This window comes from Pseudomonas sp. NBRC 111140 (assembly GCF_001320885.1).
Taxonomy (GTDB): domain Bacteria; phylum Pseudomonadota; class Gammaproteobacteria; order Pseudomonadales; family Pseudomonadaceae; genus Aquipseudomonas; species Aquipseudomonas putida_P.
Genome location: NZ_BCBQ01000041.1, coordinates 22345 through 48495, shown reverse-complemented (window position 1 = coordinate 48495; position 26151 = coordinate 22345). Strand labels below are relative to the sequence as shown.

At 62.9% G+C, this 26151-nt stretch carries 24 protein-coding genes and 1 pseudogene; 11 read left to right on the top strand and 14 right to left on the bottom strand.

What is annotated here, in order from left to right; genetic code table 11:
* Positions 1-121, bottom strand: a pseudogene (locus APH42_RS29870) (acyl-CoA desaturase); the annotation flags it as partial.
* A gap of 240 nt (positions 122-361) precedes the next feature.
* On the opposite strand from APH42_RS29870, the gene dibA reads away from it, so the two are divergent.
* A complete protein-coding gene (dibA, locus tag APH42_RS15175; RefSeq protein WP_012270025.1) occupies positions 362-2257 on the top strand; it encodes a phosphodiesterase DibA in 1896 nt (631 codons plus the stop codon).
* Positions 2258-2373: 116 nt separating this feature from the next.
* On the opposite strand, the gene APH42_RS15170 is transcribed toward dibA, so the two are convergent.
* The 9 genes from APH42_RS15170 to tcyJ all read right to left on the bottom strand — a co-directional run bounded on the left by APH42_RS15170 (position 2374) and on the right by tcyJ (position 11365).
* Entirely contained in the window at positions 2374-3018 is a 645-nt protein-coding gene (locus APH42_RS15170; RefSeq protein WP_060493651.1) for a methionine ABC transporter permease, read from the bottom strand.
* Positions 3008-4117, bottom strand: coding sequence for a methionine ABC transporter ATP-binding protein (locus APH42_RS15165; RefSeq protein ID WP_012270027.1), 1110 nt, complete (start codon positions 4115-4117; stop codon positions 3008-3010). The genes APH42_RS15170 and APH42_RS15165 overlap by 11 nt, the downstream gene beginning before the upstream one ends.
* Position 4118: 1 nt before the next feature.
* The gene (locus APH42_RS15160; RefSeq protein WP_012270028.1) at positions 4119-4919 is read right to left on the bottom strand and encodes a MetQ/NlpA family ABC transporter substrate-binding protein; all 801 of its coding nucleotides are present in this window, start codon (positions 4917-4919) and stop codon (positions 4119-4121) included.
* Positions 4912-6303, bottom strand: a complete 1392-nt coding sequence (locus tag APH42_RS15155) for an LLM class flavin-dependent oxidoreductase (RefSeq protein ID WP_060493650.1) — start codon at positions 6301-6303, stop codon at positions 4912-4914. The genes APH42_RS15160 and APH42_RS15155 overlap by 8 nt, the downstream gene beginning before the upstream one ends.
* Positions 6303-7484 (bottom strand): SfnB family sulfur acquisition oxidoreductase, encoded by a 1182-nt coding sequence (locus APH42_RS15150; protein ID WP_012270030.1) that lies wholly within the window; start codon positions 7482-7484, stop codon positions 6303-6305. Before APH42_RS15150 ends, APH42_RS15155 begins: the two co-directional genes overlap by 1 nt.
* A 153-nt stretch (positions 7485-7637) precedes the next feature.
* On the bottom strand, positions 7638-8879 hold the full coding sequence (locus APH42_RS15145) for an SfnB family sulfur acquisition oxidoreductase (protein WP_060493649.1): 1242 nt from the start codon (positions 8877-8879) through the stop codon (positions 7638-7640).
* 265 nt (positions 8880-9144) lie between these two features.
* On the bottom strand, positions 9145-9903 hold the full coding sequence (gene tcyN / locus APH42_RS15140) for an L-cystine ABC transporter ATP-binding protein TcyN (protein WP_060493648.1): 759 nt from the start codon (positions 9901-9903) through the stop codon (positions 9145-9147).
* A 2-nt stretch (positions 9904-9905) separates the two neighbouring features.
* A complete protein-coding gene (tcyL, locus tag APH42_RS15135; protein ID WP_012270032.1) occupies positions 9906-10574 on the bottom strand; it encodes a cystine ABC transporter permease in 669 nt (222 codons plus the stop codon).
* Positions 10571-11365, bottom strand: a complete 795-nt coding sequence (gene tcyJ / locus APH42_RS15130) for a cystine ABC transporter substrate-binding protein (protein ID WP_012270033.1) — start codon at positions 11363-11365, stop codon at positions 10571-10573. The genes tcyL and tcyJ overlap by 4 nt, the downstream gene beginning before the upstream one ends.
* A 307-nt stretch (positions 11366-11672) precedes the next feature.
* Between tcyJ and epsC the strand changes: the two genes are divergently transcribed.
* Together epsC and betT are read left to right on the top strand one after the other, a co-directional pair.
* Positions 11673-12605 (top strand): serine O-acetyltransferase EpsC, encoded by a 933-nt coding sequence (epsC, locus tag APH42_RS15125; RefSeq protein WP_012270034.1) that lies wholly within the window; start codon positions 11673-11675, stop codon positions 12603-12605.
* A 270-nt stretch (positions 12606-12875) separates the two neighbouring features.
* On the top strand, positions 12876-14837 hold the full coding sequence (gene betT / locus APH42_RS15120; protein ID WP_171577237.1) for a choline transporter BetT: 1962 nt from the start codon (positions 12876-12878) through the stop codon (positions 14835-14837).
* Between the two features lie 126 nt (positions 14838-14963).
* Here betT and tauD read toward each other — a convergent pair whose 3' ends face one another.
* The 4 genes from tauD to tauA are packed head-to-tail and all read right to left on the bottom strand — an operon-like array spanning position 14964 to position 18455.
* Complete coding sequence (gene tauD, locus APH42_RS15115; protein ID WP_060493647.1) at positions 14964-15797, bottom strand: taurine dioxygenase; 834 nt, start codon at positions 15795-15797, stop codon at positions 14964-14966.
* A 48-nt stretch (positions 15798-15845) separates the two neighbouring features.
* Positions 15846-16685 carry a taurine ABC transporter permease TauC gene (gene tauC / locus APH42_RS15110; protein WP_012270037.1) on the bottom strand — a complete coding sequence of 280 codons (840 nt, stop codon included), beginning with the start codon at positions 16683-16685 and terminating at the stop codon, positions 15846-15848.
* On the bottom strand, positions 16682-17470 hold the full coding sequence (tauB, locus tag APH42_RS15105; protein WP_012270038.1) for a taurine ABC transporter ATP-binding subunit: 789 nt from the start codon (positions 17468-17470) through the stop codon (positions 16682-16684). The genes tauC and tauB overlap by 4 nt, the downstream gene beginning before the upstream one ends.
* Before the next feature lie 13 nt (positions 17471-17483).
* Positions 17484-18455 carry a taurine ABC transporter substrate-binding protein gene (tauA, locus tag APH42_RS15100; RefSeq protein WP_060493646.1) on the bottom strand — a complete coding sequence of 324 codons (972 nt, stop codon included), beginning with the start codon at positions 18453-18455 and terminating at the stop codon, positions 17484-17486.
* Positions 18456-18963: 508 nt separating this feature from the next.
* On the opposite strand from tauA, the gene APH42_RS15095 reads away from it, so the two are divergent.
* The 8 genes from APH42_RS15095 (at position 18964) to APH42_RS15060 (ending at position 26135) form a co-directional block, all read left to right on the top strand.
* Positions 18964-20292: an OprD family porin gene (locus APH42_RS15095; protein ID WP_012270040.1), complete on the top strand. Its 1329-nt coding sequence runs from the start codon at positions 18964-18966 to the stop codon at positions 20290-20292.
* Between the two features lie 165 nt (positions 20293-20457).
* Positions 20458-21096: a peroxiredoxin gene (locus tag APH42_RS15090; protein ID WP_012270041.1), complete on the top strand. Its 639-nt coding sequence runs from the start codon at positions 20458-20460 to the stop codon at positions 21094-21096.
* Between the two features lie 308 nt (positions 21097-21404).
* Positions 21405-21998 (top strand): NADPH-dependent FMN reductase, encoded by a 594-nt coding sequence (gene ssuE, locus APH42_RS15085; protein WP_012270042.1) that lies wholly within the window; start codon positions 21405-21407, stop codon positions 21996-21998.
* An 85-nt stretch (positions 21999-22083) separates the two neighbouring features.
* Positions 22084-23049 (top strand): sulfonate ABC transporter substrate-binding protein, encoded by a 966-nt coding sequence (locus APH42_RS15080; protein WP_012270043.1) that lies wholly within the window; start codon positions 22084-22086, stop codon positions 23047-23049.
* Positions 23050-23109: 60 nt separating this feature from the next.
* Positions 23110-24258 (top strand): FMNH2-dependent alkanesulfonate monooxygenase, encoded by a 1149-nt coding sequence (gene ssuD / locus APH42_RS15075; RefSeq protein ID WP_012270044.1) that lies wholly within the window; start codon positions 23110-23112, stop codon positions 24256-24258.
* A gap of 10 nt (positions 24259-24268) precedes the next feature.
* Entirely contained in the window at positions 24269-25066 is a 798-nt protein-coding gene (gene ssuC / locus APH42_RS15070) for an aliphatic sulfonate ABC transporter permease SsuC (RefSeq protein ID WP_012270045.1), read from the top strand.
* Positions 25063-25875 carry an aliphatic sulfonates ABC transporter ATP-binding protein gene (ssuB, locus tag APH42_RS15065; RefSeq protein ID WP_012270046.1) on the top strand — a complete coding sequence of 271 codons (813 nt, stop codon included), beginning with the start codon at positions 25063-25065 and terminating at the stop codon, positions 25873-25875. Before ssuC ends, ssuB begins: the two co-directional genes overlap by 4 nt.
* A 44-nt stretch (positions 25876-25919) precedes the next feature.
* Positions 25920-26135: a molybdopterin-binding protein gene (locus tag APH42_RS15060; protein ID WP_008095172.1), complete on the top strand. Its 216-nt coding sequence runs from the start codon at positions 25920-25922 to the stop codon at positions 26133-26135.
* The last annotated feature ends 16 nt before the right edge of the window (positions 26136-26151 follow it).

Here is a 26151-nt window from a genome sequence, read left to right as displayed (position 1 = left end):
CCCGGTGCGCGGAGTAGCGATGCAGGTAGACCGTGACGCTGACAATGGTCACGTGGGTCATCAACAAAGTGATGCCCACCAGTTGCCAGGCCGACAAGTCGAGCAGGCCGTTGTACCACATAGGTGTAAAAACCCTCGGAATGCAGGAGGAGGGGCTGATTATCCCTTGGCAGGGAAATAAAACCAGTCAAAGCTGACGACGCGATATTTCACGCAATCCATGTGGGAGCGGCTTCAGCCGCGAACACCGGCAGAGCCGGTGCCATCCACCGCGTTGCCATCTTCGCGGGTAAACCCGCTCCCACAGTGCGCCAGAGCCTTTATAATGCCCATTCTTTTCTGATGGGCAATCCCACCCGACATGTCTGTTTCCGTTCGCGACGCCTTGCGCATGGCTGCGCTGTATGTGGTGCTCTCGATCCTCTGGCTGGCGCTCGCCGAGGTGATGCTGCACGGCATGACTGACGACCCCCTGGCACTGACCGTGGGGCGGCAGATCAACATCGTGCTGTGGGTGTTGTTCAGTGCCGTACTGATCTACGTTTCCAGGGTACGGCTGCTGAACTTCATCGGTGCTGGTGCGCGCTTGCGCTGCGAGGATCGCGAGCGGCTGCGCATGGCCGCCGCAGTGTTCGACAGTACCCTCGAAGGTGTACTGGTCACCGACCGCCAGGGCCTGATCGTGCACGTCAACCGTGCCTTCATGCGCATCACCGGCTATCAGCAGGACGAGGTGATGGGCCAGCGCCCGAGCAAGTTCAAGTCCGGTCGCCATGGCCTTGCGTTCTACCAGCAGATCTTCGCCACCCTGGCCGAACAGGGCGAGTGGAGCGGTGAAATCTGGAACCGACGCAAGAGCGGCGAAATTTATCCGCAGTGGCAGACCATATGTGCCATTCGCGATGACGATGGTGAGCTCAGCCATTACGTGGCGGTGTTCAGTGACATCAGTGCGATCAAGCATACAGAACAGGAGCTGGCCTACCTGGCCCACCACGACCCATTGACGGGCCTGCCCAACCGCCTGCTGTTCACCGACCGGGTCGAGCAGGCATTGGCGGCGGCACAGGCCAACAAGCGTGGTTGCGCGCTGTTGCTGCTGGACCTGGACCACTTCCAGAGCATCAACGATGGCCTTGGCCACACCATCGGTGACCAGTTGCTGAAACGGGTGGGCGAGCGCCTGGGTGAGGTGCTGGGTAGCGGCGTGACCCTGGCGCGGCTGGGCGGCGACGAGTTCGCTGTGCTGGCCGAGAACTGCCAACAGGTCGGCCAGGCGGGCAAGCTGGCGCAGTGCATCATCGAGCGTATGCGCGAGCCGTTCCTGTGCGAGGAAAATCGCCTGTTCATCAGTGCCAGCGTCGGTATCAGCCTGTTCCCCAGCGATGCGTTGGGCGCCGAACAGTTGCTGCGTAATGCCGACGCGGCGTTGTACAAGGCCAAAAGCAACGGGCGGGCCTGCTATGCGCTGTACACCGAAGAGCTGACTGCCCACGCCCAACACCGGGTCGAGACTGCTGGAGAGCTGCGCCGGGCCCTGGAGCAGGATGAGCTGCGGGTGTATTTCCAGCCGGTACATGACCTGGCGACAGGCCGACAGGTCGGGGTCGAGACGTTGGTGCGCTGGCAGCATCCCCAGCGGGGCCTGGTGCCGCCGGGCGAGTTCATCCCGATTGCCGAGCGCACCGGGCTGATTGCCGAAATCGATACCTGGGTGCTGCGCCAGGCTTGCCGGCAAATGGTGCAGTGGCAGGCCGAAGGCAGGCAGCTGGCCTTTGTGGCGGTGAACATATCCAGCCGCCTGTTTGGCCAGCATGAGCTGTACCGGCAAGTCGCCGCGGTTTTGCATGAAACTGGCCTGCCCCCAGCCTTGCTGGAGCTGGAAGTGACGGAAAGCGCGGTGATGGAAGACCCTGAGGTGGCGCTGGAGCAGCTGCACCGTTTGCGCGAGCTGGGGGTGACCCTGGCCATCGACGACTTCGGCACCGGGTATTCGTCGCTGTTGCGGCTCAAGCGTTTGCCCGTGCAGAAGCTGAAGATCGACCAGGGCTTCGTTGCCGGTTTGCCGCTGGATGAGGATGACATCGCGATCGTGCGGGTGATCATCGCCCTGGCCCGCAGCATGGGCATGCAGGTGCATGCCGAGGGCATTGAGCAGGCCGAGCAGGCCAGTTTCCTGCTGCAGGAGCAGTGTCAATTGGGCCAAGGGTACTGGTTCGGGCGGCCGGTGCCGGCTGGGGATCTTCGCTGGGATTGAGAGCTTGGGGCCGCTTTGCGGCCCGGTCGCGACACAAGGCCGCTCCTACATGGGTATGCGGTCGTCTGTAGGAGCGGCCTTGTGTCGCGATCGGGCTGCAAAGCAGCCCCCGGCAGTCAACGCTTGTTCAAGCCCTTCGCCAGGCGGTCCCCGCCCAGCTGGATCAACGCCACCAACGCCACCAGCAAGGCAATCACGGTCAGCATGATCTGGCTGTCGAAACGCTGGTAGCCATACCGGTAGGCGATATCCCCCAACCCTCCAGCACCAATCGCCCCAGCCATCGCCGAAGAGTTGATCAAGGTCACGAGGGTAATGGTGAACCCCCCCACGATGCCCGGCAGTGCCTCGGGCAGCAGCACATGCCAGACAATGTGCCAGCGCCGGCAGCCCATGGCCTGTGCGGCCTCCACCAAGCCATGGTCGACCTCGCGCAGGCTGACCTCGGCAATCCGCGCAAAGAACGGCGTGGCGGCGATGGTCAGCGGCACCACCGCCGCCCACACGCCGTAGGTGGTGCCTACCACCAGGCGGGTGAAGGGGATCAGCGCGACCATCAGGATCAGGAACGGGATCGAGCGGAACAGGTTGACGAAGGCGCCCAGCACCCGGTTCAGCAGCGGCGCCTCGAAGATCCCGCCCTTGTCGCTGGTGACCAGCAGCACCGCCATCGGTACGCCCATCAGCAGGGCGATCAGCGACGAAACGCCGACCATCAGCAGGGTATCGAGCAAGCCTTCCAGCAGACGATCAAACCACATGGCCCAGCACCTCCACGTCCTCGGCCCAGCGGCGGGCACGTTCCAGCAATTGATGGGTGTCGTGCGGCGAGTGTTGCACCGACAGGATCAACTGCCCCAGGGCATGCTCGCCGATGGTTTCCACGCCACCCTGCAGCAGGCGCACACGCCCGCCCAAGTCTTGGAACAGGGCAGACAGCTCTGGCTCACCGAGCACTGTCAGTTTCAGCACCACGGCGCTGTCATGGCTCGCCGGGCTGGCCTGCAGGCTGGCTTGCAATGCGGCTGGCAGCCTGGCCTGCAAGGGTGCGAGCAGGGTGCGGGTGACCTCGTGGCGGGGAGAACCGAACACCCGCCAGACTTCGCCCTGCTCGACCACCTCACCGCGCTCTAGCACCACCACCCGATGGCAGATATCACGGATTACCGCCATTTCGTGGGTGATCAGCACGATGGTCAGGCCCAGGCGCTGATTGATGTCGCGCAGCAGCTCAAGGATCGAGGCCGTGGTCTCTGGGTCCAGCGCCGAGGTGGCCTCGTCGCACAGCAAGATCTCGGGGTCGTGCACCAGCGCTCGGGCAATGCCCACGCGCTGTTTCTGCCCGCCGGACAGCTGCGCCGGGTACACATGGTGCTTTTCCTGCAAACCGACCAGCTCCAGCAACTCGCGCACCTTGTGCTGACGCTCGGCCTTGGCCACGCCGGCCACCTTCAACGGCAGCTCGACGTTCTGCCATACAGTCTTGGCCGACATCAGGTTGAAGTGCTGGAAGATCATGCCGATGCGCCGACGCAGCGCCACCAGGCGGTCCTCGTCGAAGGGGGCGATGTCTACCTGGTCGATCAGTATCCGGCCCTGGCTGGGTTGCTCCAGGCGGTTGATGGTACGCAGCAGTGAAGACTTGCCGGCGCCGCTACGGCCGATGATGCCGAAAATCTCGCCATGGCGGATGTTCAGGTCGATGCCTTGCAAGGCCGGTTGTGCCTGGCCAGGGTAGGTCTTGCCCAGGCCGATGAAGCGCACATGGGCTTCATTGACTTCCGGGCGCAGAGCCTGTTCCTTGACCGTTGGCGGCAATGGTTGTGGGGTAGGCGCCCTGAGCGCGCTGGCCTGGCTCATGTCAGCCTTCCCAGCCAGCTTGGTAGAGCTTGCCGTGGGCTTTGTCCAACGCTGCGCGTACCACAGGCGAGTGCTGGTAGATGTCGACGAACTTGGCCAGGCGTGGGTCGTCCTTGCTTTGTGGGCGGATGACGAACTGGATCACGTATTCCTTGTTTTCCAGGCCATCGAACAGCAACGCCGAGGTGGCATCGAAGGTATTGGCCAGGCGGATGTAGGCCGGGTAACCCTGCACCAGGTCGGCGTCATCGTAGGCGCGCACCAGCTGAACCGCCTCGACCTGCAGGATTTTCAGCTTTTTAGGGTTGGTGACGATGTCGTCCTCGGTGGCCTTGTAGCCAACGCCTGGCTTCAGGGTGATCAGCCCGGCCTTGGCCAGCAGTTGCAGGCCCCGGCCGCTGTTGATCGGGTCGTTGGCGATGGCCACGCTGGCGCCTTCTGGCAGGTCGGCGAAGCTTTTGTACGTTTTCGAGTACAGGCCAACGTTGTTGATGATGCCCGAGGCGTAGGGCACCAGGTTGAAGCCCGCAGCGGCTTTGGCGTTTTCCAGGAACGGGATGTGCTGGAAGTAGTTCACGTCGATGTCGCCACTGTTGAGGCTGACATTGGGCGCAATCCAGTCGCTGAACTCGATCAGCTTCACTTCCAGGCCTTGCTTGTGTGCTTCCTCCACTGCGGCTTCCAGCGGAATGGCAAAGGCCGAGGTGGTGCCGATCTTCAGCGGTTCGGCTGCCAGGGCGCTGGCGGACAGGCCCAGTGTGAAGGCAATGGCCGCGACGGGCCGGAACAGTTTCTCAAGCATGATGCAGGGCTCCAGTCGGGGCAGGGGTTGGGGTAAAACGATAAGCCGAGCCAGGGTGGCTGACGGGCAAGTGCGGGTGGTCGGCCTGGAACAGCTTCTCGCGCAGGGTGCCTTCGGCGTAGGCGGTCTTGTAGCGGCCACGCTGCTGCAGTTGCGGGACGACCAGGTCGATGAAGTCCTCGAAGCTTTCCGGGGTGACGGTGCGGGTCAGGTTGAAGCCGTCCAGCCCGGTTTCGTCGATCCAGGCAATCAACTGTTCGGCCACCTGTTCGGGAGCGCCGACCAGGGTGACGTAGCGGCCACCCAGGGCGTGCTGTTCAAGCAGGCGCCGGCGGGTCCAGGCGTTGTCCTGCAACTGGCGGGTGGCCGACTGGATGGCGTTGCCCTGGTTGAAGGCGATTGGCTCGTCCAGCGCGTAGGCGGCGAAGTCGATGCCGGTGGATGCGGCGAAGTGCGCGACGCCGGCCTCGGGGCTTGCATGGCGCAGGTATTCGGCATGCTTGGCCTGGGCCGCTTGCTCGGTGGCCGCGACGATCACCGTGATGCCCATGAACACCTTGACTGCTTGCGGGTCGCGACCGGCAGCCTGGGCGGCTGCGCGCACCTTGTCGACCTGGGCGCGGGTGGCGGCCTTGTCCTGGCCACTGATGAACACGCATTCGGCATGGTTGCCAGCGAAAGCCAGGCCGCGCGGCGAGCTGCCGGCCTGGAACAGCACCGGGGTGCGCTGCGGCGAGGGCTCGCACAGGTGATAGCCCTCGACGTTGTAGAACTCGCCGTGGTGGCTGACCTTGCGCACCTTGTCGGGTTGGGCATAGACGCGCTGCGTGCGGTCTGCGACCACGGCGTCGTCGGCCCAGCTGCCTTCCAGCAGCTTGTACAGCACCTGCAGGTATTCGTCGGCCTGGTCGTAGCGGCGGTCGTGCTCGGGTTGTTGCTCAAGGCCCATGGCTCGGGCCGCGCTGTCGAGGTAACCGGTGACGATGTTCCAACCGATTCGGCCATTGCTCAGGTGGTCGAGGGTGGATAGGCGCCGGGCGAACAGGTACGGCGCCTCGTAGGTGAGGTTGGCGGTAAGGCCGAAACCCAGGTGGCGGGTGACCGCAGCCATGGCTGAAACCAGCAGCAGCGGGTCGTTGACCGGCAGCTGAATCGACTCCTTGAGGGGCACGTCCAGCGACTGCCCGTAGATGTCGTAGGTACCGACGATATCGGCGATGAACAACCCGTCGAACAGGCCGCGCTCCAGCAGGCGTGCCAGGTGGGTCCAGTAGTCCAGGGTCTTGTATTGGGTCGAGGTGTCCCGTGGATGGGTCCACAGGCCGTGGTTGATGTGCCCGATGCAGTTCATGTTGAAGGCATTGAGCAGAATCTGCTTGGCCATCAGATGGTCCCCCGACGTGGCGGGTTGGCATCGTTGAGGTAGTAGTTGCCGATGGCGTGGTACTTCCAGCGCACCGGGTCGTGCAGGGTGTGCACACGGGCGTTGCGCCAGTGGCGGTCGAGGTTGTGCTCGGCCAAGGTTGCCTGGCTGCCACCTAGTTCGAACAGCGCGGTACCTGCAGCAAGCGATATCTCGGTGCTGATGGCGCGTGCCTCGGCCACGGCGATGGAGGCGGCGGCGACGTTGTCGGCGGTGCTGTCGTCGCGGGCGCGGTCGAGGTATTCACCGGCGCGCTCCAGCAGGGCCTCGGCGGCGTGCAAACGGATCGCCAGGTGGCCGAAGCTTTTCAACGTCAGCGGGTCATCCGTGGCCTTGTCCAGGCCGGAGTCGACCCACGGACGACTGCGGGTACGTACGAAGTGCAGGGCATCTTCATAAGCCGCGCGGGCGATGCCGGTGTCGATTGCGGCATGAAGGATCTGCGCCAACGGCCCGACCGGGGTGGGGCGCTCGAAGGCACTCTGGAACGGCACCACGTCGGCGGCGCTGACGTACACGTTGTCGAACACCACCGAACCGCTGCCGGTGGTGCGCTGGCCGAATCCGCTCCAGTCATCGATCACTTGCAAGCCCTGGCTGTCGGCTGGGACGAAGGCCAGTTGCTGCACGCCTTGGTCGTCGACGACCGAGGTGGGAATGCGCTGGGCGTAGATGGCACCGGTGGAATAGAACTTGCGGCCGTTGATGCGGAAGCCATCGCCGTCACGGCTCAGTCGGGTGGTGCGTTCGTTGGCGGTCTTGGTGCCCAACTCGGCCAGGGCATTGCCAAAGCGGCGGCCGGCCAACACTTCGGCGTATAGCCGCTGTTGCTGCTCGGGGGTGCCGTTTACTCGCAGTACTTCCAGGCCGTAGAAATGGTTTTGCGGGATCTGCCCGAGCGAGCCGTCGGCTTGGGCGATACGGGCGATGACCTTGGCCAGGGTGACATTGGACACGCCGGCGCCACCGAAGGCCTTGGGCACGCTGATGGCCCATAGGCCGGAGCGGGTGAACAGCTCCAGTTCGGCGTGCGGCAGGCGGCGCTCGCGGTCGCGCAGGGCGCTGTCGCGGCGCAGTTGCTGGGCGATGTCTTCGGCGACATTCAGGGCTTCGGTGTCGCTGGTGATGATATTTGTAGTCATGTTGTTCTCCGGGGCCATTGGGGCCGCTTTGCGGCCCATCGCGACACAAGGCCGCTCCTACAGGGGGGCGCGACCCGATGTCGGTACGCGATCCCGTGTAGGAGCGGCCTTGTGTCGCGATGGGCTGCAAAGCAGCCCCCAAGGCCTAAAAAATCAGATCCAGGAATGCCGCGCAGGCAGGGTGCCGTTGAGGTGGTACGCGCCCACCGCGTGGTACTTCCAGCGCACCGGGTCATGCAGGGTGTGCACCCGGGCATTGCGCCAATGGCGGTCGAGGTTGAACTCGGCGAGGGTGGCGCGGCTGCCGGCCAACTCGAACAGCTTCTCGCTGGCCTGCAGGGCGACCTCGGTGGTCAGTACCTTGGCCTCGGCCACCGCAATCGAGGCGCGTGCCGCGCTGGCGGCGTCGATTGGCGCGGCATTGACCTCGTCGAGTACCCGCGCGGCTTTGCGCAGCAGTGCTTCGGCGGCATGCAGTTCGAGCTTCAGGCGGCCAATGTCTGCAATCACATAAGGGTCGTCGCTGGCACGGTCCACGTTGGCCTCGATCCATGGGCGGGACTTTTCGCGCACGAATGTGATTGCATCGTCGATTGCCGCTTCGGCAATGCCGGCGTCGATCGCCGCCTGGATCAGCTGCGAAGCCGCGCCCTGGATGTTGGGGATATCGCGCTGGCGCCAGTTGTCGATCACCAGCTCGGCGTCTACTGGTACCTGGTCCAGCAGTACAGTGCCGCTGGCGGTAGTGCGCTGGCCGAACCCGGACCAGTCATCGACGATGCGCAGCCCCGGGCTGCCCCGGCGCACGAATGCCAGGCGCTGGCGGCCTTCGTCGTCGAGGGCTTTCACCGCCACCCAGTGGGCGAACAGGGCGCCGGTGGAGTAGAACTTCTCGCCGCTGATGCGATAGCTGTCGCCAGCGCGAGTGATCCGGGCCTTGAGGGTGAGCGTGTCCTTGGTGCCGCGTTCGGGGCCGGCATTACCGATGCGCCAGCCGTCGAGCACGCTGCGGAAGATCAGCGCCTGCTGTGCCTCGGTGGCCGTCAGGCGAATCAGTTGCAACATGCCGAACTGGTTCTGCGGGATCTGCCCCAGGGCCGGGTCGGCGGCGCTGATCACGCGGAAAACCTCGGCTACGGTTTCGAACGATACGTCCGGGCCGCCGTGGGCCTTGGGTACGCTGATGCTACCCAGGCCGCTGCGGGTGAACAGCTCGATCTCGGCCCAAGGCAGTTTGCGTTGCTGGTCGCGGCGGGCAGCTTGCTCGCGGGCAACCTCGGCCAGTTCGCGGGCCGCTTGCAGGGCTTCGGCGTCATTGCGCAGTACCTTGGCCGGCAGCAGCAGGGGCGAGCTGTCGAGATCGCTGTGGAATTGGGTATTTGGCTGGCTGGACATCAGTACCGCTCCTTGGCTGCACTCAATGCCCTGGCGATACGCACTGGGGTGATTGTGATCCTGACCATTCCTGACCTCACAAAATAGTTGTGCCGCTACAGCTGATCGCGACAAATGTGTGCTGGTCCGGTGGTCCGGTTTATATACCCTAATGCTTTATAAATTGTTTATGAACTAACAATTTGGAATATGTATAGAAGGAGGGATTTGCTACAGATGTGCCGGCCCTATTCGCGGGTGAACCCGCGAATAGGGCCGAGCAGGCTTATTCGGAAGCCGCGGTACCGAGGAACTTGCGCAGGAACTGCCGGGTACGCTCTTCCTTGGGCGCCGCAAACAACGCCTTGGCTTCACCCTGTTCCACGATCACGCCCTTGTCGAAGAAGATCACCCGGTTCGCCACATCCCGAGCAAAGCTCATCTCGTGGGTGACGATGATCATGGTGCGCTTTTCCTCGGCCAGGCCGCGGATGGTCGCCAGTACTTCACCCACCAGCTCCGGGTCCAGCGCCGACGTCGGTTCGTCGAACAGGATCACCTCCGGCTCCATGGCCAGGGCGCGGGCGATGGCCACCCGTTGCTGCTGGCCGCCGGACAGGCGCCGTGGGTAGGCGTCTTCCTTGCCCGCCAGGCCGACCTTGGTCAGCAGACGCCGGCCAAGCTCGATGGCCTGTTCGCGAGGCGTCTTCTTGACGATCACCGGCCCCTCGATCACGTTCTCCAGGGCGGTGCGGTGAGGGAACAAGTTGAAGTTCTGGAACACGAACCCGGCCTGCTGGCGCAAACGCCGAATCGCACCTTGCTGGCCACCCAGCGGGCGGTTGGCATCGATGCTGATGGCGCCGATCTGGATCTGCCCGGCATCGGGGGTTTCCAGCAGGTTCAGGCAGCGCAGGAAGGTGGTCTTGCCCGAGCCACTGGGGCCGATGATGGCCACCACTTCGCCGGGCTGCACGGTCAGGTCGATACCGTTGAGCACGGTCTGGCCCTTGAACCGTTTGGTCAGGCCTTTGACTTCAATCATGCTCATTGCTCCTGGTCATGCTGGTTGACCCGCGCTTCCATGCGGTTCTGGAAGTGCGCAAGGATGCTGCACAGCACCCAGTAGATAACGGCGACTGCCACGTACATGGTGAACACTTCGAAGGTACGTGCGGTAATCAGCTGCGCCTGGCGGAACAGCTCGGGCACCTGGATGGTCGCCGCCAGGGCGGTGTCCTTGACCAGCGAAATGAAGCTGTTACCCAACGGTGGCAGGGCGGTGCGCAAGGCCTGTGGCAGGATCGCCCGGCGCATGGCCTGGACGCGGGTCATGCCGATGCTGGCGGCAGCTTCCCACTGGCCCCGGTCGATCGAGGAAATCGCCGCACGCAGGATTTCGCAGATGTAGGCCGCCATGTTCAGCGACAGGCCGATCAGCGAGGCAGGTATCGGGTCGAGCTCGATGCCAATCTGTGGCATGCCGAAATAGATCACGAACAGCTGCACCAGCAGCGGCGTGCCGCGGAAGAACGACACGTAGACCCGCGCCAGCCAGTTCAGCGGCAAAATCTTCGACAGCCGCATCAGCGCCAGGGCAAAGCCCAGCAGCAGGCCGAAGAACATGCCGCCGACACTGAGCAGCACTGTATAACCCGCGCCCTTCAGCAGGAAGGGCGTGGAGTCGACAACGAGTTGCAGGCTTTCAGCGATCATTTGGTGACATCGGCACCGAAGTATTTTTCGGACAGCTTGGCCAGCGTGCCGTCAGCCTTGAGCTTGTCGATGGCCTTGTTGATCGCTGCCAGCAGCTCAGGCTCGCCCTTGCGCAGGGCTACGCCGCTTTCCAGGCGCGAGAAGGCATCGCCGGCAAGCTCGGTGTCCTTGGCTTTTTGCGCGTATTCCAGCGCGGCCAGGCGGTCGATCAGGATGGCGTCGATGCGGCCGTTGCGCAGGTCGGCGAACTTGCTCGGGTCGTCTTCATAGGTACGCACTTCGGCTTTCGGGACATCCTGCTTGACCCACTGCTCGTAGTTGGTGCCCAGGCCCACACCGACTTTCTTGCCGGCCAGGTCTTGCGCCGACTTGATGTTCAGCTGCTCGGCTTTCTTCTTCAGGATCAGGGCCTGGATACCGGAAACGGTGTAGGGCTCGGAGAAGTCGTATTTCTTCTTGCGCTCTTCGGAGATGGTCACCTGATTGACCACTACGTCCAGGCGCTTGGACTCCAGCGCGGCAAGGATGCCGTCCCACTTGGTTGGCTGGATCTTGGCCTTGACCCCCAGCTCCTTGGCCAGGAGTTCCGAAAGCTCCACCTCGAAGCCGGCCAGCTTGCCGTTCTCATCCTGGAAACTGAACGGTGGGTAGGTACCTTCCAGGCCGACGTTGATCACGCCTTTTTCCTGGATAGTCTTCAATTGCTCGCCGGCGAAGGCCTGGCCGAGCAGGCCGGCACCCAGCAGGAGGGCCAGGCTGGCGTTGAGTAGCGGTTTGGCGAATTTCGACATGTCAGAGCCCCGCGCTTGTTGTGTAAGTAGTGAGGTGGCGACTATAGGGTTGGCTGCTTAGGCCAGGAAATACTAAAAAATTATTTTGTTATTCCCTTTTTGCTTTTTGCCAGGTGCTGGCTGCTTTGAGGGTAGGCGACGATCCCCACGCCGTCATCGCGGCTTATGCCTGACTTAGCGCAGGATGGAATAAAGCGTTGTTTTTTCCAAGGGTCGGATTTGCCGTAGAGTGGATTGCATGTAGGCAGGCCTGGTTTCTTCGCGGGCCTGGCAAAAAATGAGATGGCCCATACGGCAGGAGAAAACCGTGAGCGAACAACCTTCATCCGCGCACTGGCAGTTGCAGAACATCGTTACTGGCCTGCGCGGCGCCCGTGAGCAATGGCGCACCCGCAATGGCCGCAGCATTGGTGAGCAGGGCGGGCGCGAACTGCCATCGCGCGAGGCGATGCGGCAGATTCTGGAGCAACTGTGCGGTGCGTTGTTCCCCATGCGCCTTGGGCCTGTGGACCTGCGCGAAGAAAGCGAAGACTTCTACGTCGGCCATACTCTGGATGCCGCACTGACCGCCTTGCTGGCCCAGGCGCGTCTGGAGTTGCGCTATGCCGCTCGCCAAAGCAAGGCTGAGCTGGCAGGTGTAGACGCTCACGCGCTAAGCCTGATCCAGGGCTTCGCGGCTGCGTTGCCGGAGCTGCGCGTACTGCTCGACACCGATGTGCTGGCCGCCTACCACGGCGACCCGGCGGCGCGCAGCGTCGATGAAGTACTGCTGTGCTACCCAGGGATCCTGGCGATCATCCACCACCGCCTGGCGCACCACCTTTACCAGGCCGGCTTGCCGCTGCTGGCGAGGATCAGTTCGGAGCTGGCGCATTCGGCCACGGGTATCGACATTCACCCAGGGGCGCAAATCGGCCCGAGCTTCTTCATCGACCACGGCACCGGCGTGGTGATTGGCGAAACTGCGATCATCGGCGAGCGCGTGCGCATCTACCAGGCGGTTACTCTGGGCGCCAAGCGCTTCCCAAGCGATGAGTCGGGGACCCTGCACAAAGGCCTGCCGCGCCACCCCATCGTCGAGGACGATGTGGTGATCTATGCCGGGGCCACGGTGCTGGGGCGCATTACCATCGGCAAAGGCTCGACCATTGGCGGCAATGTGTGGCTGACCCGCAGTGTGCCGGCTGAAAGCAACATCACCCAGGCCAACTTGCAGCTGGATTGCCAGGACAAGAACTGATCTGGCATTTGCTTGACCTTAACCGGCCCTTAGCGGGTAAACCCGCGAAAGGGCCGGTTCAGAAGGACGCCAATCAGCGGCCCAATTCGCATTGAAATCCGATCCATGTTTAACTTGAACGCTTGTTCAATGAAAAAACGCTGGTCCGCTGCCGGTGTTCAACAGGAGGATTCCTTTGCTGAACCCGTTCATTCCGAACCTTACGTCATTCGACGAGGTGCACGCCCGATGAGTGCACCGAACCCTTCCCTTGCCAATGGCAAGATCCGCATGAACCCCCCGGTGTTCTACTTCGCGGCTAGTTTCATCCTCATCTTTGGCCTGGTGGTCATCTCCAACCCGCAAGCGGCAGGTGACTGGTTGCTGGCGGCGCAGAACTGGGCGGCCAACACGGTCGGCTGGTACTACATGCTGGCGATGACGCTGTACCTGGTCTTCGTGGTGGTCACCGCCTTGTCTGGCTACGGCAAGATCAAGCTCGGTGCCGACCACGACGAACCCGAGTTCAGTTACCTGTCGTGGGCCGGCATGCTGTTTGCCGCCGGTATCAGCATCACCCTGTTCTTTTTCTGCGTCTCCGAACCGCTGACCCACATGCTGCAGCCGCCCCAGGGCGAAGCGGGCACGGCCGAGGCCGGGCGTCAGGCAATGCAGATTCTGTTCCTGCACTGGGGCCTGCATGGCTGGGGCGTCTTCGCCTTCGTCGGTATGGCGCTGGCGTACTTCGCCTACCGCCACAACCTACCGCTGGCCCTGCGCTCGGCGCTGTACCCGCTGATCGGCAAACGCATCAACGGCCCGATCGGCTACGCGGTGGACGGCTTCGGCATCATCGCCACGGTGTTCGGCCTGGGCGCCGACATGGGCTTTGGGGTGCTGCATCTGAACGCCGGCCTCGACTACCTGTTCGGCATCAGCCACAGCCAGTGGGTGCAGGTGATCCTCATCACCCTGATGATGGGCGCGGCCGTGGCCGTGGCTGTCGCCGGGGTGGAGAAGGGGGTGCGGGTGATGAGCGACATCAACCTGTTCCTGGCCTGCGCACTGCTGCTGTTCGTGCTGTTCGCCGGGCCTACCCAGCACCTGTTCAATACGCTCATCCAGAACCTGGGCGACTACCTGGGCGCTTTGCCACGCAAGAGCTTCGACGTGTATGCCTACGGTGAAAACCGCGACTGGCTGGGTGGCTGGACAGTGTTCTATTGGGCCTGGTGGATTGCCTGGGCGCCGTTCGTGGGGCTGTTCATCGCCCGTATCTCCCGTGGCCGCACCATCCGCGAGTTCGTCTTTGGCGTGCTGTTGATTCCGCTCGGTTTCACCCTGGCGTGGATGTCGATCTTCGGCAACAGCGCGCTGGACCAGGTGATCAACCACGGCATGACCGCGCTGGGACAGTCGGCCCTGGATAACCCGTCGATGAGCCTGTACCTGCTGCTGGAGACCTACCCCTGGAGCAAGGCGGTGATCGCCACCACGGTGTTCATCAGCTTCGTGTTCTTCGTTACCTCGGCCGACTCGGGCACCGTGGTGCTGTCGACCTTGTCGGCCAAGGGCGGCGAAGCCGACGAGGATGGGCCGAACTGGCTGCGCATCTTCTGGGGCGCGATGACTGCGCTGATCACCAGCGCGCTGTTGTTCGCCGGCAGTATCGATTCGCTGAAGTCGGCGGTGGTGCTGACTTCGTTGCCGTTCTCGCTGATTCTGCTGTGCATGATGTGGGGGCTGCACAAGGCGTTCTACCTCGAGTCGCAGCGGCAGATCGCGCAGATGCACTCGCTGGCGCCGTTTGCCCAGTCACGTCGCGGCCGTGGCGGCTGGCGCCAGCGCCTGAGCCAGGCGGTGCATTTCCCGTCGCGTGATGAGGTGTACCGTTTCATGGATGACGTGGTGCGCCCGGCGATTGCCGACGTGCGGGAAGTGTTCGAGCAGAAGGGCCTGGTGCTGATTACCCAGGACGACCCGAGCCACGACAACGTCAGCTTGAAGATTGGCCATGGCGAGGAACAGCCGTTCATTTACCAGGTGCAGATGCGTGGTTATTTCACGCCATCGTTCGCCCTGGGTGGGCTGGGGACGCAGGAGTTGAAGAACCGCCGTTATTATCGGGCGGAGGTGCACCTGAGCGAAGGCAGCCAGAACTATGACCTGGTGGGCTACAGCAAGGAGCAGATCATCAACGACATCCTCGACCAATACGAGCGGCACATGCAGTACTTGCATCTGGTTCGGTAATAACCTGTACCGGCCTCTTCGCGGGTAAACCCGCTCCCACAGGTACAGCGCAGGCTTCAAAACCGGTGCCACCCCTGTGGGAGCGGTTTTACCCGCGAAGAGGCCGGGGCTGTTGATGAATTTCTGTTAGAAGGGTGCATCACCCAGGATGGTCGCCCGATGCATCACCCGCCGGTTCGGCCGGTAATCATCCACCGCAAAATGCTGGGTCACGCGGTTGTCCCAGAACGCCACGTCATTCTCCTGCCAGCGCCAGCGAATGCTGAACTCCGGCCGTGTCGCATGGGCGAACAGCAGCCTCAGCAGTGCATCGCTTTCCAGCTCGCTCAGCTCATTGATGCGCGTCGTAAACCCTTCATTGACGAACAACGCCTTGCGCCCGCTCACCGGGTGCGTGCGCACCACCGGGTGCGACAGCGGTGGGTTGTTGCGCCGCGTGGCCTCCCAGCGCGCCAGGTCTTCTGGCGTGGTGCCAAAGCGCTCCAACGGGAACGACTTGGTGAAGTCGTGGGTGGCGGTCAGCCCGTCTAGCATCTCACGCAGCGGCGCCGACAAGGCTTCGAACGCCGCAATGCCGCTGGCCCACAGGGTATCGCCACCGTAGGCCGGCAGTTGCTTGGCACTGAGCACCGCGCCCAGCGCCGGGGTCGGCAGAAAGGTCACGTCGGTGTGCCACACGGCGTTGTCGCGCACATCGGTCACTGCCGTATCGAGCACCAGCACTTGCGGGGTTTCTGGCACGTTCGGGTAGATCGGGTGGATGTGCAGGTCCCCGAAGCGGGCGGCAAAGCGCGCCTGTTGCTCCGGGTTGATCGGCTGGTTGCGGAAGAACAGCACCTGATGCTGCAGCAATGCCTGTTCGATGGCGTCACGCGCTTGCGCGCTGATATCGCGGCTGATGTCCACGCCGCTGATCTGGGCGCCAAGGGCCGGGCTGAGGGGGGTAATGGTCAGGCTCATGTCTTTTCTCGTGCTAGGCGCCGGGTTGCCGGCGTGGTCAGTCGGCAATCAGTGGCTCTGCCCATGCCAGGGCACCAGTTTGCGTTGCAGGGCACGCAGGCTCATTTCCAGGGCGAAGGCGATCAGGGCGATCAGCAGAATGCCCAGCACCACCACGTCGGTGACCAGGAACTGCGCCGCCGACTGCACCATGAAGCCCAGGCCGCTGGTGGCGGCGATCAGTTCGGCGGCGACCAGGGTCGACCAGCCGACGCCCAGGCCGATGCGGATGCCGGTAAGGATGTCGGGCAGCGCACTGGGCAGGATCACATGGCGGATCAGCTGGGCCTTGGTCGCACCCAGCGACTGCGCCGCCCGCAGCTTGGCCGGGTCGACCGTGCGCACACCGGTGGCGGTGGCAATGGCGATGGGGGCGAAGATGGCCAGGTAGATCAGCAGCACCTTGGACAGCTCGCCGATACCGCACCAGATGACGATCAGCGGCAGGTAGGCCAGCGGTGGGATCGGCCGATAGAACTCGATCAGCGGGTCGAGAATGCCGCGCGCCACGCGGTTGTAGCCGATGGCGATGCCCACCGGGATGGCGGTGAGGGTGGCGGCCAGCAGGGCCAAGCCGATGCGGCCCAGGCTGGCGCCCAGGTGCTGCCACAGGCTGGCGTCCATGTAGCCTTGGGTGAGCAGTGTCCAGGCCCTGGCCAGAATGTCGCCGGGCGAGGGCAGGAACAGCGGCTCGATCCAGCCGGCGGCCGTCACCAGCCACCAGGCCAGCAGCAGGCTGGTCAGGGTCAGGGTGCTGATCCAGCGGGTGGACAGTGGGCGGCGCAGCTTGGCGGCTGGCCGGGCTTGGGTGTCGTGTTTGCCGGCGACCGGCAGGTCCAGGCTGCTCATGCGGGCTCCTGCAGGCTTTGGCGTTGGGAAAATACCCGCGCCAGCACATGCTCGCGGGTTTCGATGAAGGCAGGGTCGGACTTGATGGCCCGGGCCGATTCGCCAGCGGCGTAGCGCTGGCCGAAGTCCAGTTGCAGGCGTTCCACCACGCGCCCAGGGTTGGGGGCCAGCAGTACCAGCTCGCTGGCGAGGAACACGGCTTCTTCGATGTCGTGGGTAATCAGGAACACCGGCTTGGCGGTGCGCTGCCAGACCTGCAGCAGCAGTTCCTGCATCTGCTCGCGGGTGAAGGCGTCGAGGGCGCCGAACGGTTCATCCATCAGCAATACCCGAGGGTCGGCCGCCAACGCGCGGGCCAGGCCCACCCGCTGTTTCTGGCCACCGGACAACTGCCAGATGCGCCGTTCGCCGAAGCCCGCGAGGTCGACGAGGGCGAGCATTTCACGGGCCTTGGCCTCACGCTGAGCGCGGGGCACGCCGGCCAGTTCGAGGCCGAAGGCGACATTGCCCAGCACGTTTTGCCATGGCAGCAGGGCATCGTCCTGAAACACCACACCGCGCTCGGCACCTGGGCCCTGCACCGGTAAGCCGTCGAGGGTGATGCGCCCGCCGCTGGGGGCGACGAAGCCGGCGATCAGGTTGAGCAGCGAAGTCTTGCCGCTGCCCGAAGGCCCCAGGGCCACCAGCAACTGGCGAGGCCCCAGGCTCAGGTTGATGTCGGCCAGCACCGGGGTGCTGGCGCCAGGGTACTGTGCGCTGATGCGCTCCAGTTCGAGCAAGGCCATGACGGGCTCCGGATCAGTTTGGAAGGAACTTGGCGCTGACGTACGGCGAGTAGTCCGGCAGCACGGCTTCGACCTTGCCTTGCTGCTTGAGGAAGTTGGCGGTATCGGTCAGTGCTTGGGTGGTCGGCGCGCCCAGGGCATTGGCCTGGTCCGCAGCCAGTGGGTAGACGTTGCCCTCCAGCAGCACCGGGATGTCGCTGGCCTTGGCGCCGGACAGCTTCACCAGCTTGTCTACGTTGGCCTTGTCGGCCAGCCAGGCTTTCGGGTCTTTGCGGTAGTCGGCGTAGGCATCGAGCGTGACCTTGGCAAACGCCTTGACCACATCAGGGTGTTTCTCAGCGAAGTCCTTGCGCACGATCCAGGCGTCGAAGGTTGGCGCGCCTTTCTGGGCCAGTTCGCCGGAGGTGATCAGTACCTTGCCATTTTCCTTGGCCACGCCCAGGGCCGGGTCCCATACGTAGGTGGCGTCGATGTCGCCGCGCTTCCAGGCAGCAATGATGGCCGGTGGGGCCAGGTTGAGGATCTGTACCTTGGAAGGGTCGATGTTCCAGCTTTTCAGGGCCGCCAGCAGGCTGTAGTGGCCAGTGGAAACGAACGGTACGGCGACTTTCTTGCCGACCAGGTCCTGCGGGGTCTTGATGCTGTCGCGAGCGACCAGCGCCTCACCGGCACCAATCTGCGTGGCGATCAGGAAGGTCTCGACCGGCAGCTTGCGGGTGGCAGCCGCGGCCAGTGGGCTGGAACCCAGGTAGCCGATCTGCACGTCGCCGCTGGCCACTGCGGTGATCACGTCGGCGCCGTTGTCGAATTTGCGCCAGTCGATGCTGGCCTTGCTGGCCTTTTCGTAGTCGCCATCCACCTGGGCCACTTTGGCTGGGTCAACGGTGGTCTGGTAGGCCACGGTCAGGTCGGCAGCCTGGGCTAACCAGCTGGTGCTGGCGAGGGTCAGGGCAGCGAACAGGCGCAGCGGAGCGTGCGGGATCATGGTTGAACCTCTCGTCAGGCAATTGGGGGCTGGATGACGAGAAGGCTAAATGATCTAATAAAGTTAAAATAAATAACTTTTTTGCATTAGCTTAGGAGACAAATGCTTTAAGCGGCTGGGCGCTCTGACGCGGTGGTTTCGCTCAATGGCGAAATCAGCGGAGCCTGCTAGGCTTTTTCGTCCCTATAGAACGATACGGTATTAGGTTATGAGCAAACGTTTGCAAATAACCAAAAGTTATGAATTGTGCGGCTGCTACAACGAATGGCAGTAAAGGTTCCAACCATATTCCGTAAAAATCTTACGAATTCATAAAACGGTCATTTTGGATTTATAGGATTGTCATTATCCTGTAGCGCAGGTGGCGTCTTAGACCAAAGTCGCGAAACGTTTAGAAACGATTGACTTAATGGTCACGCTTTGGGACTAAATCGCCAATCCACGGTGAGCGGGGCAGCAGACCCTTCCGCCAGAGATACACAAGAATTAGAACGTAGAGGAGCAAAACATGTACAAGTCCAGCCTGGCTCTGGCCGTGGCACTGGGGGTTCTCGCCCAACAAGCAGGCGCTGCCGGTTTCGTTGAAGACAGCAAACTGTCGCTCAGCTCGCGCACCATGTACTTCAACAACGACAACCGTGACGGCGGTGCAGACAACCGCGAATCGGGTCAGGGCTTCAAGCTCGACTACATCTCCGGCTTCACCGAAGGCACCGTTGGTTTTGGTGTCGATGCCCAGGCCCTGTGGGGTATCCACCTGGACGGTGGCCGTGGCAAGCACCCTGACAACAGCAGCTTCTTCCCAAGCGACACCGACGGTTCGGCTGTGAGCCAGTGGGCGCGTGTTGGCGCCAACGCCAAGGCCCGCTTCTCGAAGACCGAGGTGCACTTCGGTAGCGCCCTGGCGCCGAACCTGCCGATCCTGGTCTCCAACGATGGCCGTCTGCTGCCGCAAACCTTCGAGGGTGGCACCATCCAGTCGAAGGAAATCGACAACCTGACCATCAACGCCGGTCAGCTGACCCACGCCATGGGCCGTGCGTCGAGCAACCGTACGGGTCTGTCGGTCAACGGTGGTACCCAGGACAGCAACAAGTTCCGTTACGGCGGCCTGGACTACAAGCTCACCAAAGACCTGACCCTGCAGTACTACTACTCGAACCTGGAAGACTACTACAAGCAGCACTTCCTGGGCCTGACCCACGTGTTCCAGATCGACCAGGACCAGTCGTTCAAGACTGACCTGCGTTACTTCGACAGCAGCAGCGACGGCAAGAACGGCGAAGCCGGCTACCGCTTCAACAACAACGGTGGCTACGCCAAGAACACTGGCGAGGTCGACAACAAGACCTGGTCCGCGATGTTCACCTACACCCTGGGTGGCCACTCGCTGATGCTCGGCCACCAGCGCGTCAATGACGACGGTGGCTTCGTCTGGTTGAACCAGGGCAGCGTGGTTGACGGCAACGGCCGCAACGAAGGCGCCGGTGGTTCCAGCTTCTACCTGTTCACCGACAGCATGATCAACCAGTTCGCCAAGGCCGGTGAAAACACCACCTTCGGTCAGTACGCCTACGACTTCGCTCGCCTGGGCGTGCCGGGCCTGAAAGCCTCGGTTGCCTACCTGAAAGGTGAAGACGGCAAGAACGCCGTTGGCGGCGGTACTTTCAGCGAATGGGAACGTGACGCTCGCGTCGACTACGTTATCCAGGAAGGCACCTTCAAGGGCCTGGGCGCCAGCCTGCGTCACGGCGTATACCGTGGCACCGGCACCAGCTCGCTGGCTGACCAGGATCAGACCCGTCTGATCTTCAACTACACTTACAACTTCCTGTAAGCCGTAGCTGAACAAGAAGCCTCGCCTAGTGCGAGGCTTTTTTGTGCCTGCACATTCGTATGCATTATGGTTATAAATAAATCGTTATTTATTCTTTTTGTTTTTAACCGAATGCAGGCACATTGAACCCATACGGTACAGAACCCAGCCAAGGAGCCGCAGCCCATGAGCCTCAAACTCGGCGATATCGCCCCCGATTTCGAACAGGATTCCAGCGAAGGCAAGATCCGCTTCCACGAGTGGCTGGGCAATAGCTGGGGGGTGTTGTTCTCTCACCCGGCCGACTTCACCCCGGTGTGCACCACCGAGCTGGGCCTGACGGCCAAGCTCAAAGACGATTTCGCCAAGCGTGGGGTCAAGGCCATCGCCCTGTCGGTGGACCCGGTGGACTCGCACCACCGTTGGATCGAGGACATCAACGAAACCCAGAACACCGTGGTCAATTTCCCGATCATCGCCGACGCCGACCGCAAGGTATCCGACCTGTACGACCTGATTCACCCGAACGCCAGCGACACCCTGACCGTGCGCTCGCTGTTCGTCATCGACCCGAACAAAAAGGTGCGCCTGACCATCACCTATCCGGCCAGTACCGGGCGCAACTTCAACGAAATCCTGCGAGTGATCGATTCGCTGCAGTTGACCGACAACCACAAGGTCGCCACGCCAGGTAACTGGCAGGACGGCGACGAGGTGGTGATCGTGCCTTCGCTCAAAGATGAGGAAGAGATCAAGCAGCGCTTCCCCAAAGGTTACCGGGCGGTCAAACCCTATCTGCGGCTAACCCCTCAGCCAAATCGCTAATGGATTCCTCGTTGCATCGCTCTTAGCCAAGCAGGGATTTTCGGGCCGTTTCGACGGCCCTTTTTTATGCCTGCAGGCTTTTTGAGGCCTAGGGCTGCTGCGCAGCCCATCGCGACACAAGGCCGCTCCTACATGCAGGTCGCGGTCCTTTGTAGGAGCGGCCTTGTGTCGCGATGGGCCGCAAAGCGGCCCTAAGATCTCAAACCCTACAAAGCACTTTATGGAATAAACAAATGAAAAAATATGATTTCTAGATATATATGCCAGCTGTTAATGTCTGCTCCAACAGAACACAAGGAAGCGCTGCAATGCTGGTGGTATCAATCGGTGGTAGCCCAAGTTCCCGTTCACGCTCCGGCGTGCTGCTCGAGCGTTCGCGCCAGTGGCTGCAGAACCGTGGCGTTGAAGTGGTGACCTTCCAGGTGCGTGACTTCCCCGCCGAAGACTTGCTGCATGCCCGTTTCGACAGCCCGCAGGTGCAGCACTTCCAGCAACTGGTGGCCCAGGCCGATGGCCTGATCGTTTCTACCCCGGTGTACAAGGCATCGTTCGCCGGGGCATTGAAGACACTGCTCGACCTGCTGCCCGAACGCGCATTGGCCCACAAGATCGTGTTGCCAATCGCCACCGGTGGCAGCATCGCCCACATGCTGGCGGTGGATTACGCATTGAAGCCGGTGCTGTCGGCACTCAAGGCGCAAGAGACCCTGCAAGGGATCTTCGCCGACGACAGCCAGGTTGCCTACGCAGAAGGCGCCCGGCCGGCACAGTTGGTACCCGCACTTGAAGAGCGCCTGCACGACTCGCTGGAAACCTTCCACGTTGCCCTGGCCCGCCGGCCGCGCCCCGTGGCGCCTGGCGTACTGAACGAACGCTTGATCAGCGCTCGCTGGAGCATCTGAACGGCACTACCCGCTACACCACCTTACTCGCCCGACAACGAGGCAAGCAGGTGCAACCCGAACCTCATTCGCACAGGAGAGCGCCATGCGCACTGTCTTCTTGCGTCGCGGTCTGGTCGCCCTGTTTGCGGCGGCTGTGTCCTTCGGCGCCATTACTCAAGCCCAGGCCGAAAGCCTGCGTATCGGTTACCAGAAATACGGCACCTTGGTGCTGCTCAAGGCCAAGGGCACGCTGGAGAAGCGCCTGGCCGAGCAGGGCGTGCAGGTGCAGTGGACCGAATTCCCCGGTGGCCCGCAGCTCCTCGAAGGGCTCAACGTCGGGTCCATCGATTTCGGCGTAACAGGCGAAACCCCGCCCGTGTTCGCCCAAGCCGCTGGTGCCGATCTGCTCTACGTGGCCTACGAGCCGCCTGCGCCGCACAGCGAGGCGATTCTGGTGCCGAAGGGCTCGCCGATCCAGTCGGTGAAGGACCTCAAGGGCAAAAAAGTCGTTCTCAACAAAGGCTCCAACGTGCACTACCTGTTGGTGCGCGCCCTGGAAGACGCCGGCCTCAAATACAGCGATATCCAGCCGGTCTACCTGCCCCCGGCCGATGCCCGCGCGGCGTTCGAGCGTGGCAGCGTCGATGCCTGGGTGATTTGGGACCCTTACCAGGCCGCCGCCGAACAACAGCTGCAAGCGCGCACCCTGCGTGACGGCAAGGGCCTGGTCGACAACCATCAGTTCTACCTGGCCACCCGCAACTACGCGACCCAGCACCCGGCAGTGATCAACACGGTGATCGAGGAAGTGCGCGCCGTGGGCGAGTGGTCCCAGGCCAACCCGCAGGAAGTGACCGACCAGGTCGCACCGCTGCTCGGCCTGCCCGCCGACATCACCCTGACCTCGGTCAAGCGTCAAGGCTATGGTGCCGCGCCACTGACGCCAGAGGTAGTGGCTGCGCAACAGAAGATCGCCGACACCTTCCAGGCGCTCAAGCTGATACCCAAGCCGCTGAGCATCAAGGACGTGATCTGGACACCCCCGGCCAAGGTCGCTAGCGCGCCTTGATTGTTTCGCCTGTGCCGGGGCGACGCTCCGGCTTGAGCCACCCTTGAGGAGACAACTCCAATGAGCCTTAACATTTTCTGGTTCCTCCCAACCCACGGTGACGGCAAGTACCTGGGCACTTCCGACGGCGCTCGTGCGGTCGATCACGGTTACCTGCAGCAGATTGCGCAGGCCGCCGACCGCTTGGGCTTTGGTGGGGTGCTGATCCCTACCGGCCGTTCCTGCGAGGACTCCTGGCTGGTGGCAGCGTCGCTGATCCCGGTGACACAGCGACTGAAGTTTCTCGTGGCCCTGCGCCCGGGCATCATTTCGCCGACCGTAGCGGCCCGCCAGGCGGCAACCCTGGATCGCCTGTCCAATGGCCGTGCGCTGTTCAACCTGGTAACCGGTGGCGACCCTGACGAGCTGGCCGGTGACGGCCTGCATCTGAACCACCAGGAGCGCTACGAAGCCTCGGTCGAGTTCACCCGTATCTGGCGCAAGGTGCTGGAAGGCGAAAACGTCGATTACGACGGTAAACACATCCAGGTAAAGGGCGCCAAGCTGCTCTACCCACCGATTCAGCAACCACGTCCGCCACTGTATTTCGGCGGTTCGTCCGAGGCCGCACAGGACCTGGCCGCCGAACAGGTCGAGCTGTACCTGACCTGGGGCGAGCCACCGAGCGCCGTTGCTGAAAAAATCGCCCAAGTGCGTGAAAAAGCTGCTGCCCAAGGCCGCGAAGTGCGCTTCGGTATCCGCCTGCATGTGATCGTGCGGGAAACCAACGAAGAAGCCTGGGCTGCCGCCGACCGCCTGATCTCGCACCTGGACGATGACACCATCAGCCGCGCCCAGGCCTCGCTGGCGCGCTTCGACTCGGTGGGCCAGCAGCGCATGGCTGCCCTGCACGGCGGCAACCGCGACAACCTGGAAGTCAGCCCCAACCTGTGGGCGGGTGTCGGGCTGGTACGTGGTGGGGCGGGAACCGCGCTGGTAGGCGATGGCCCGACTGTGGCGGCGCGGGTCAAGGAATATGCCGAGCTGGGTATCGATACCTTCATCTTCTCCGGTTATCCACATCTGGAAGAGTCGTACCGCGTGGCCGAACTGCTGTTCCCGCACCTGGATGTGCAGCGCCCGGAGCAACCAAAGACCGGTGGTTACGTGAGCCCGTTCGGCGAGATGGTGGCCAACGACATCCTGCCCAAGTCCGTATCGCAGAGCTGAGGGCCGGGCCATGAGTCGTGCAACTTCCTCCAACCTGGCCCAGCGCCTGGCGCCCTGGGCGTTGCCGGTGCTGCTGTTGGCAGCCTGGCAGCTGGCGGTCAGTGCTGGCTGGCTGTCGACGCGCATTCTGCCGGCGCCCAGCGCAGTGGTCAGCGCCGGTGTCGAGCTGGTGCGCAGCGGCGAAATCTGGACCCACCTGGCCATCAGTGGCTGGCGTGCCGGGCTGGGCTTCGTCATCGGCGGCAGCATCGGCCTGGTGCTGGGCTTCATCACCGGCCTGTCGAACTGGGGCGAACGCCTGCTCGACAGCTCGGTGCAGATGATCCGCAACGTGCCGCACTTGGCGCTGATCCCACTGGTGATCCTGTGGTTCGGTATCGACGAGTCGGCAAAGATCTTCCTGGTCGCGTTAGGCACGTTGTTCCCGATCTACCTGAACACCTACCACGGCATCCGCAACGTCGACCCGGCGCTGGTGGAAATGGCACGCAGCTACGGCTTGTCCGGCTTCGGCCTGTTCCGCCAGGTGATCCTGCCGGGGGCGCTGCCTTCGATCCTGGTGGGCGTGCGCTTCGCTCTGGGCTTCATGTGGCTGACGTTGATCGTTGCCGAAACCATCTCGGCCAACGCCGGTATCGGTTACCTGGCAATGAACGCCCGTGAGTTCCTGCAGACCGACGTGGTGGTGCTGGCCATCGTTCTGTATGCCGTGCTCGGCAAACTCGCCGACCTCGCCGCTCGTGGCCTGGAACGCGTGTGGCTGCGTTGGCACCCAGCCTACCAAGTGGCCAAGAAGGAGGGCGCATGACCGTGCTCAAGGAACAGCCGCCACGCCTGTTGCGTGGCATCCCGCTGGCCTCCAATGGCCTGCGCAAAACCTTTGGCCAGCGCGAAGTGTTGAAGGGCATCGACCTGCACATTCCGGCCGGCCAGTTCGTGGCCATCGTCGGCCGCAGCGGCTGCGGCAAGAGCACCTTGCTGCGGCTGCTGGCCGGGCTCGACCAGCCCACAGCCGGCCAGTTGCTGGCCGGCGCTGCGCCGCTGGAAGAGGCTCGCGAAGAGACTCGCCTGATGTTCCAGGACGCACGCCTGCTGCCATGGAAGAAGGTAATCGACAACGTTGGCCTTGGCCTGTCTGGCGATTGGCGCCCGCGTGCGCTGGATGCATTGGAGGCGGTAGGCCTGGCCGATCGCGCCAATGAATGGCCGGCAGCCCTCTCGGGTGGCCAGAAGCAGCGCGTGGCGTTGGCCCGCGCCTTGATTCACCAGCCGCGCCTGCTGTTGCTGGATGAGCCGCTCGGCGCGCTGGATGCATTGACCCGTATCGAGATGCAGCAATTGATCGAACGCCTGTGGCGTCAGCATGGCTTCACCGTGCTGCTGGTCACCCACGACGTCAGTGAGGCGGTTGCCGTGGCTGACCGGGTGATCCTGATCGAGGACGGCGAAGTCGGGCTCGACCTCACCGTCGACCTGGCGCGGCCTCGGGCGCGTGGTTCACACCGCCTGGCGGCACTGGAAAGCGAAGTGCTCAACCGTGTTCTGTCGGCCCCGGGCACTGCGCCCGAGCCGGATCCTGTAGCCCCTCTGCCCACGCAGTTGCGTTGGGCGCACTGAATGACCCACTTACCAGACTGAAGCCATAGAGAAGGAATAACATCATGACCATCAAAGCCATCAACGTCCGCAACCAGTTCAAAGGCACCGTGAAAGAAATCCTCGAAGGGCCAGTATTGTCGGAAATCGACGTGCAGACGGCCTCGGGTATCGTTACTTCGGTCATCACCACCCGCTCTGTAAAGGAGCTGGAGCTGCAGGTTGGCAGCGAAGTGATTGCCTTTGTGAAGTCGACTGAAGTGTCCATTGCCAAGTTGTAAGCATTCACCCCCAGGG

Bases quoted from the DNA above. Each gene is read 5' to 3' on its own strand.
- APH42_RS15150 (WP_012270030.1), bottom strand. From the start codon at position 7,484: ATGACTACAAATATCATCACCAGCGACACCGAAGCCCTGAATGTCGCC.
- APH42_RS15095 (WP_012270040.1), top strand. From the start codon at position 18,964: ATGTACAAGTCCAGCCTGGCTCTGGCCGTGGCACTGGGGGTTCTCGCC.
- tauC (WP_012270037.1), bottom strand. From the start codon at position 16,685: ATGAGCAGCCTGGACCTGCCGGTCGCCGGCAAACACGACACCCAAGCC.
- ssuD (WP_012270044.1), top strand. From the start codon at position 23,110: ATGAGCCTTAACATTTTCTGGTTCCTCCCAACCCACGGTGACGGCAAG.
- betT (WP_171577237.1), top strand. From the start codon at position 12,876: ATGAACCCCCCGGTGTTCTACTTCGCGGCTAGTTTCATCCTCATCTTT.
- APH42_RS15090 (WP_012270041.1), top strand. From the start codon at position 20,458: ATGAGCCTCAAACTCGGCGATATCGCCCCCGATTTCGAACAGGATTCC.
- tcyN (WP_060493648.1), bottom strand. From the start codon at position 9,903: ATGATTGAAGTCAAAGGCCTGACCAAACGGTTCAAGGGCCAGACCGTG.
- APH42_RS15160 (WP_012270028.1), bottom strand. From the start codon at position 4,919: ATGCTTGAGAAACTGTTCCGGCCCGTCGCGGCCATTGCCTTCACACTG.
- APH42_RS15155 (WP_060493650.1), bottom strand. From the start codon at position 6,303: ATGGCCAAGCAGATTCTGCTCAATGCCTTCAACATGAACTGCATCGGG.
- tcyL (WP_012270032.1), bottom strand. From the start codon at position 10,574: ATGATCGCTGAAAGCCTGCAACTCGTTGTCGACTCCACGCCCTTCCTG.
- APH42_RS15145 (WP_060493649.1), bottom strand. From the start codon at position 8,879: ATGTCCAGCCAGCCAAATACCCAATTCCACAGCGATCTCGACAGCTCG.
- dibA (WP_012270025.1), top strand. From the start codon at position 362: ATGTCTGTTTCCGTTCGCGACGCCTTGCGCATGGCTGCGCTGTATGTG.
- tauA (WP_060493646.1), bottom strand. From the start codon at position 18,455: ATGATCCCGCACGCTCCGCTGCGCCTGTTCGCTGCCCTGACCCTCGCC.
- ssuE (WP_012270042.1), top strand. From the start codon at position 21,405: ATGCTGGTGGTATCAATCGGTGGTAGCCCAAGTTCCCGTTCACGCTCC.
- ssuB (WP_012270046.1), top strand. From the start codon at position 25,063: ATGACCGTGCTCAAGGAACAGCCGCCACGCCTGTTGCGTGGCATCCCG.
- APH42_RS15060 (WP_008095172.1), top strand. From the start codon at position 25,920: ATGACCATCAAAGCCATCAACGTCCGCAACCAGTTCAAAGGCACCGTG.
- APH42_RS15080 (WP_012270043.1), top strand. From the start codon at position 22,084: ATGCGCACTGTCTTCTTGCGTCGCGGTCTGGTCGCCCTGTTTGCGGCG.
- tauD (WP_060493647.1), bottom strand. From the start codon at position 15,797: ATGAGCCTGACCATTACCCCCCTCAGCCCGGCCCTTGGCGCCCAGATC.
- ssuC (WP_012270045.1), top strand. From the start codon at position 24,269: ATGAGTCGTGCAACTTCCTCCAACCTGGCCCAGCGCCTGGCGCCCTGG.
- tauB (WP_012270038.1), bottom strand. From the start codon at position 17,470: ATGGCCTTGCTCGAACTGGAGCGCATCAGCGCACAGTACCCTGGCGCC.
- APH42_RS15165 (WP_012270027.1), bottom strand. From the start codon at position 4,117: ATGAGCCAGGCCAGCGCGCTCAGGGCGCCTACCCCACAACCATTGCCG.
- tcyJ (WP_012270033.1), bottom strand. From the start codon at position 11,365: ATGTCGAAATTCGCCAAACCGCTACTCAACGCCAGCCTGGCCCTCCTG.
- APH42_RS15170 (WP_060493651.1), bottom strand. From the start codon at position 3,018: ATGTGGTTTGATCGTCTGCTGGAAGGCTTGCTCGATACCCTGCTGATG.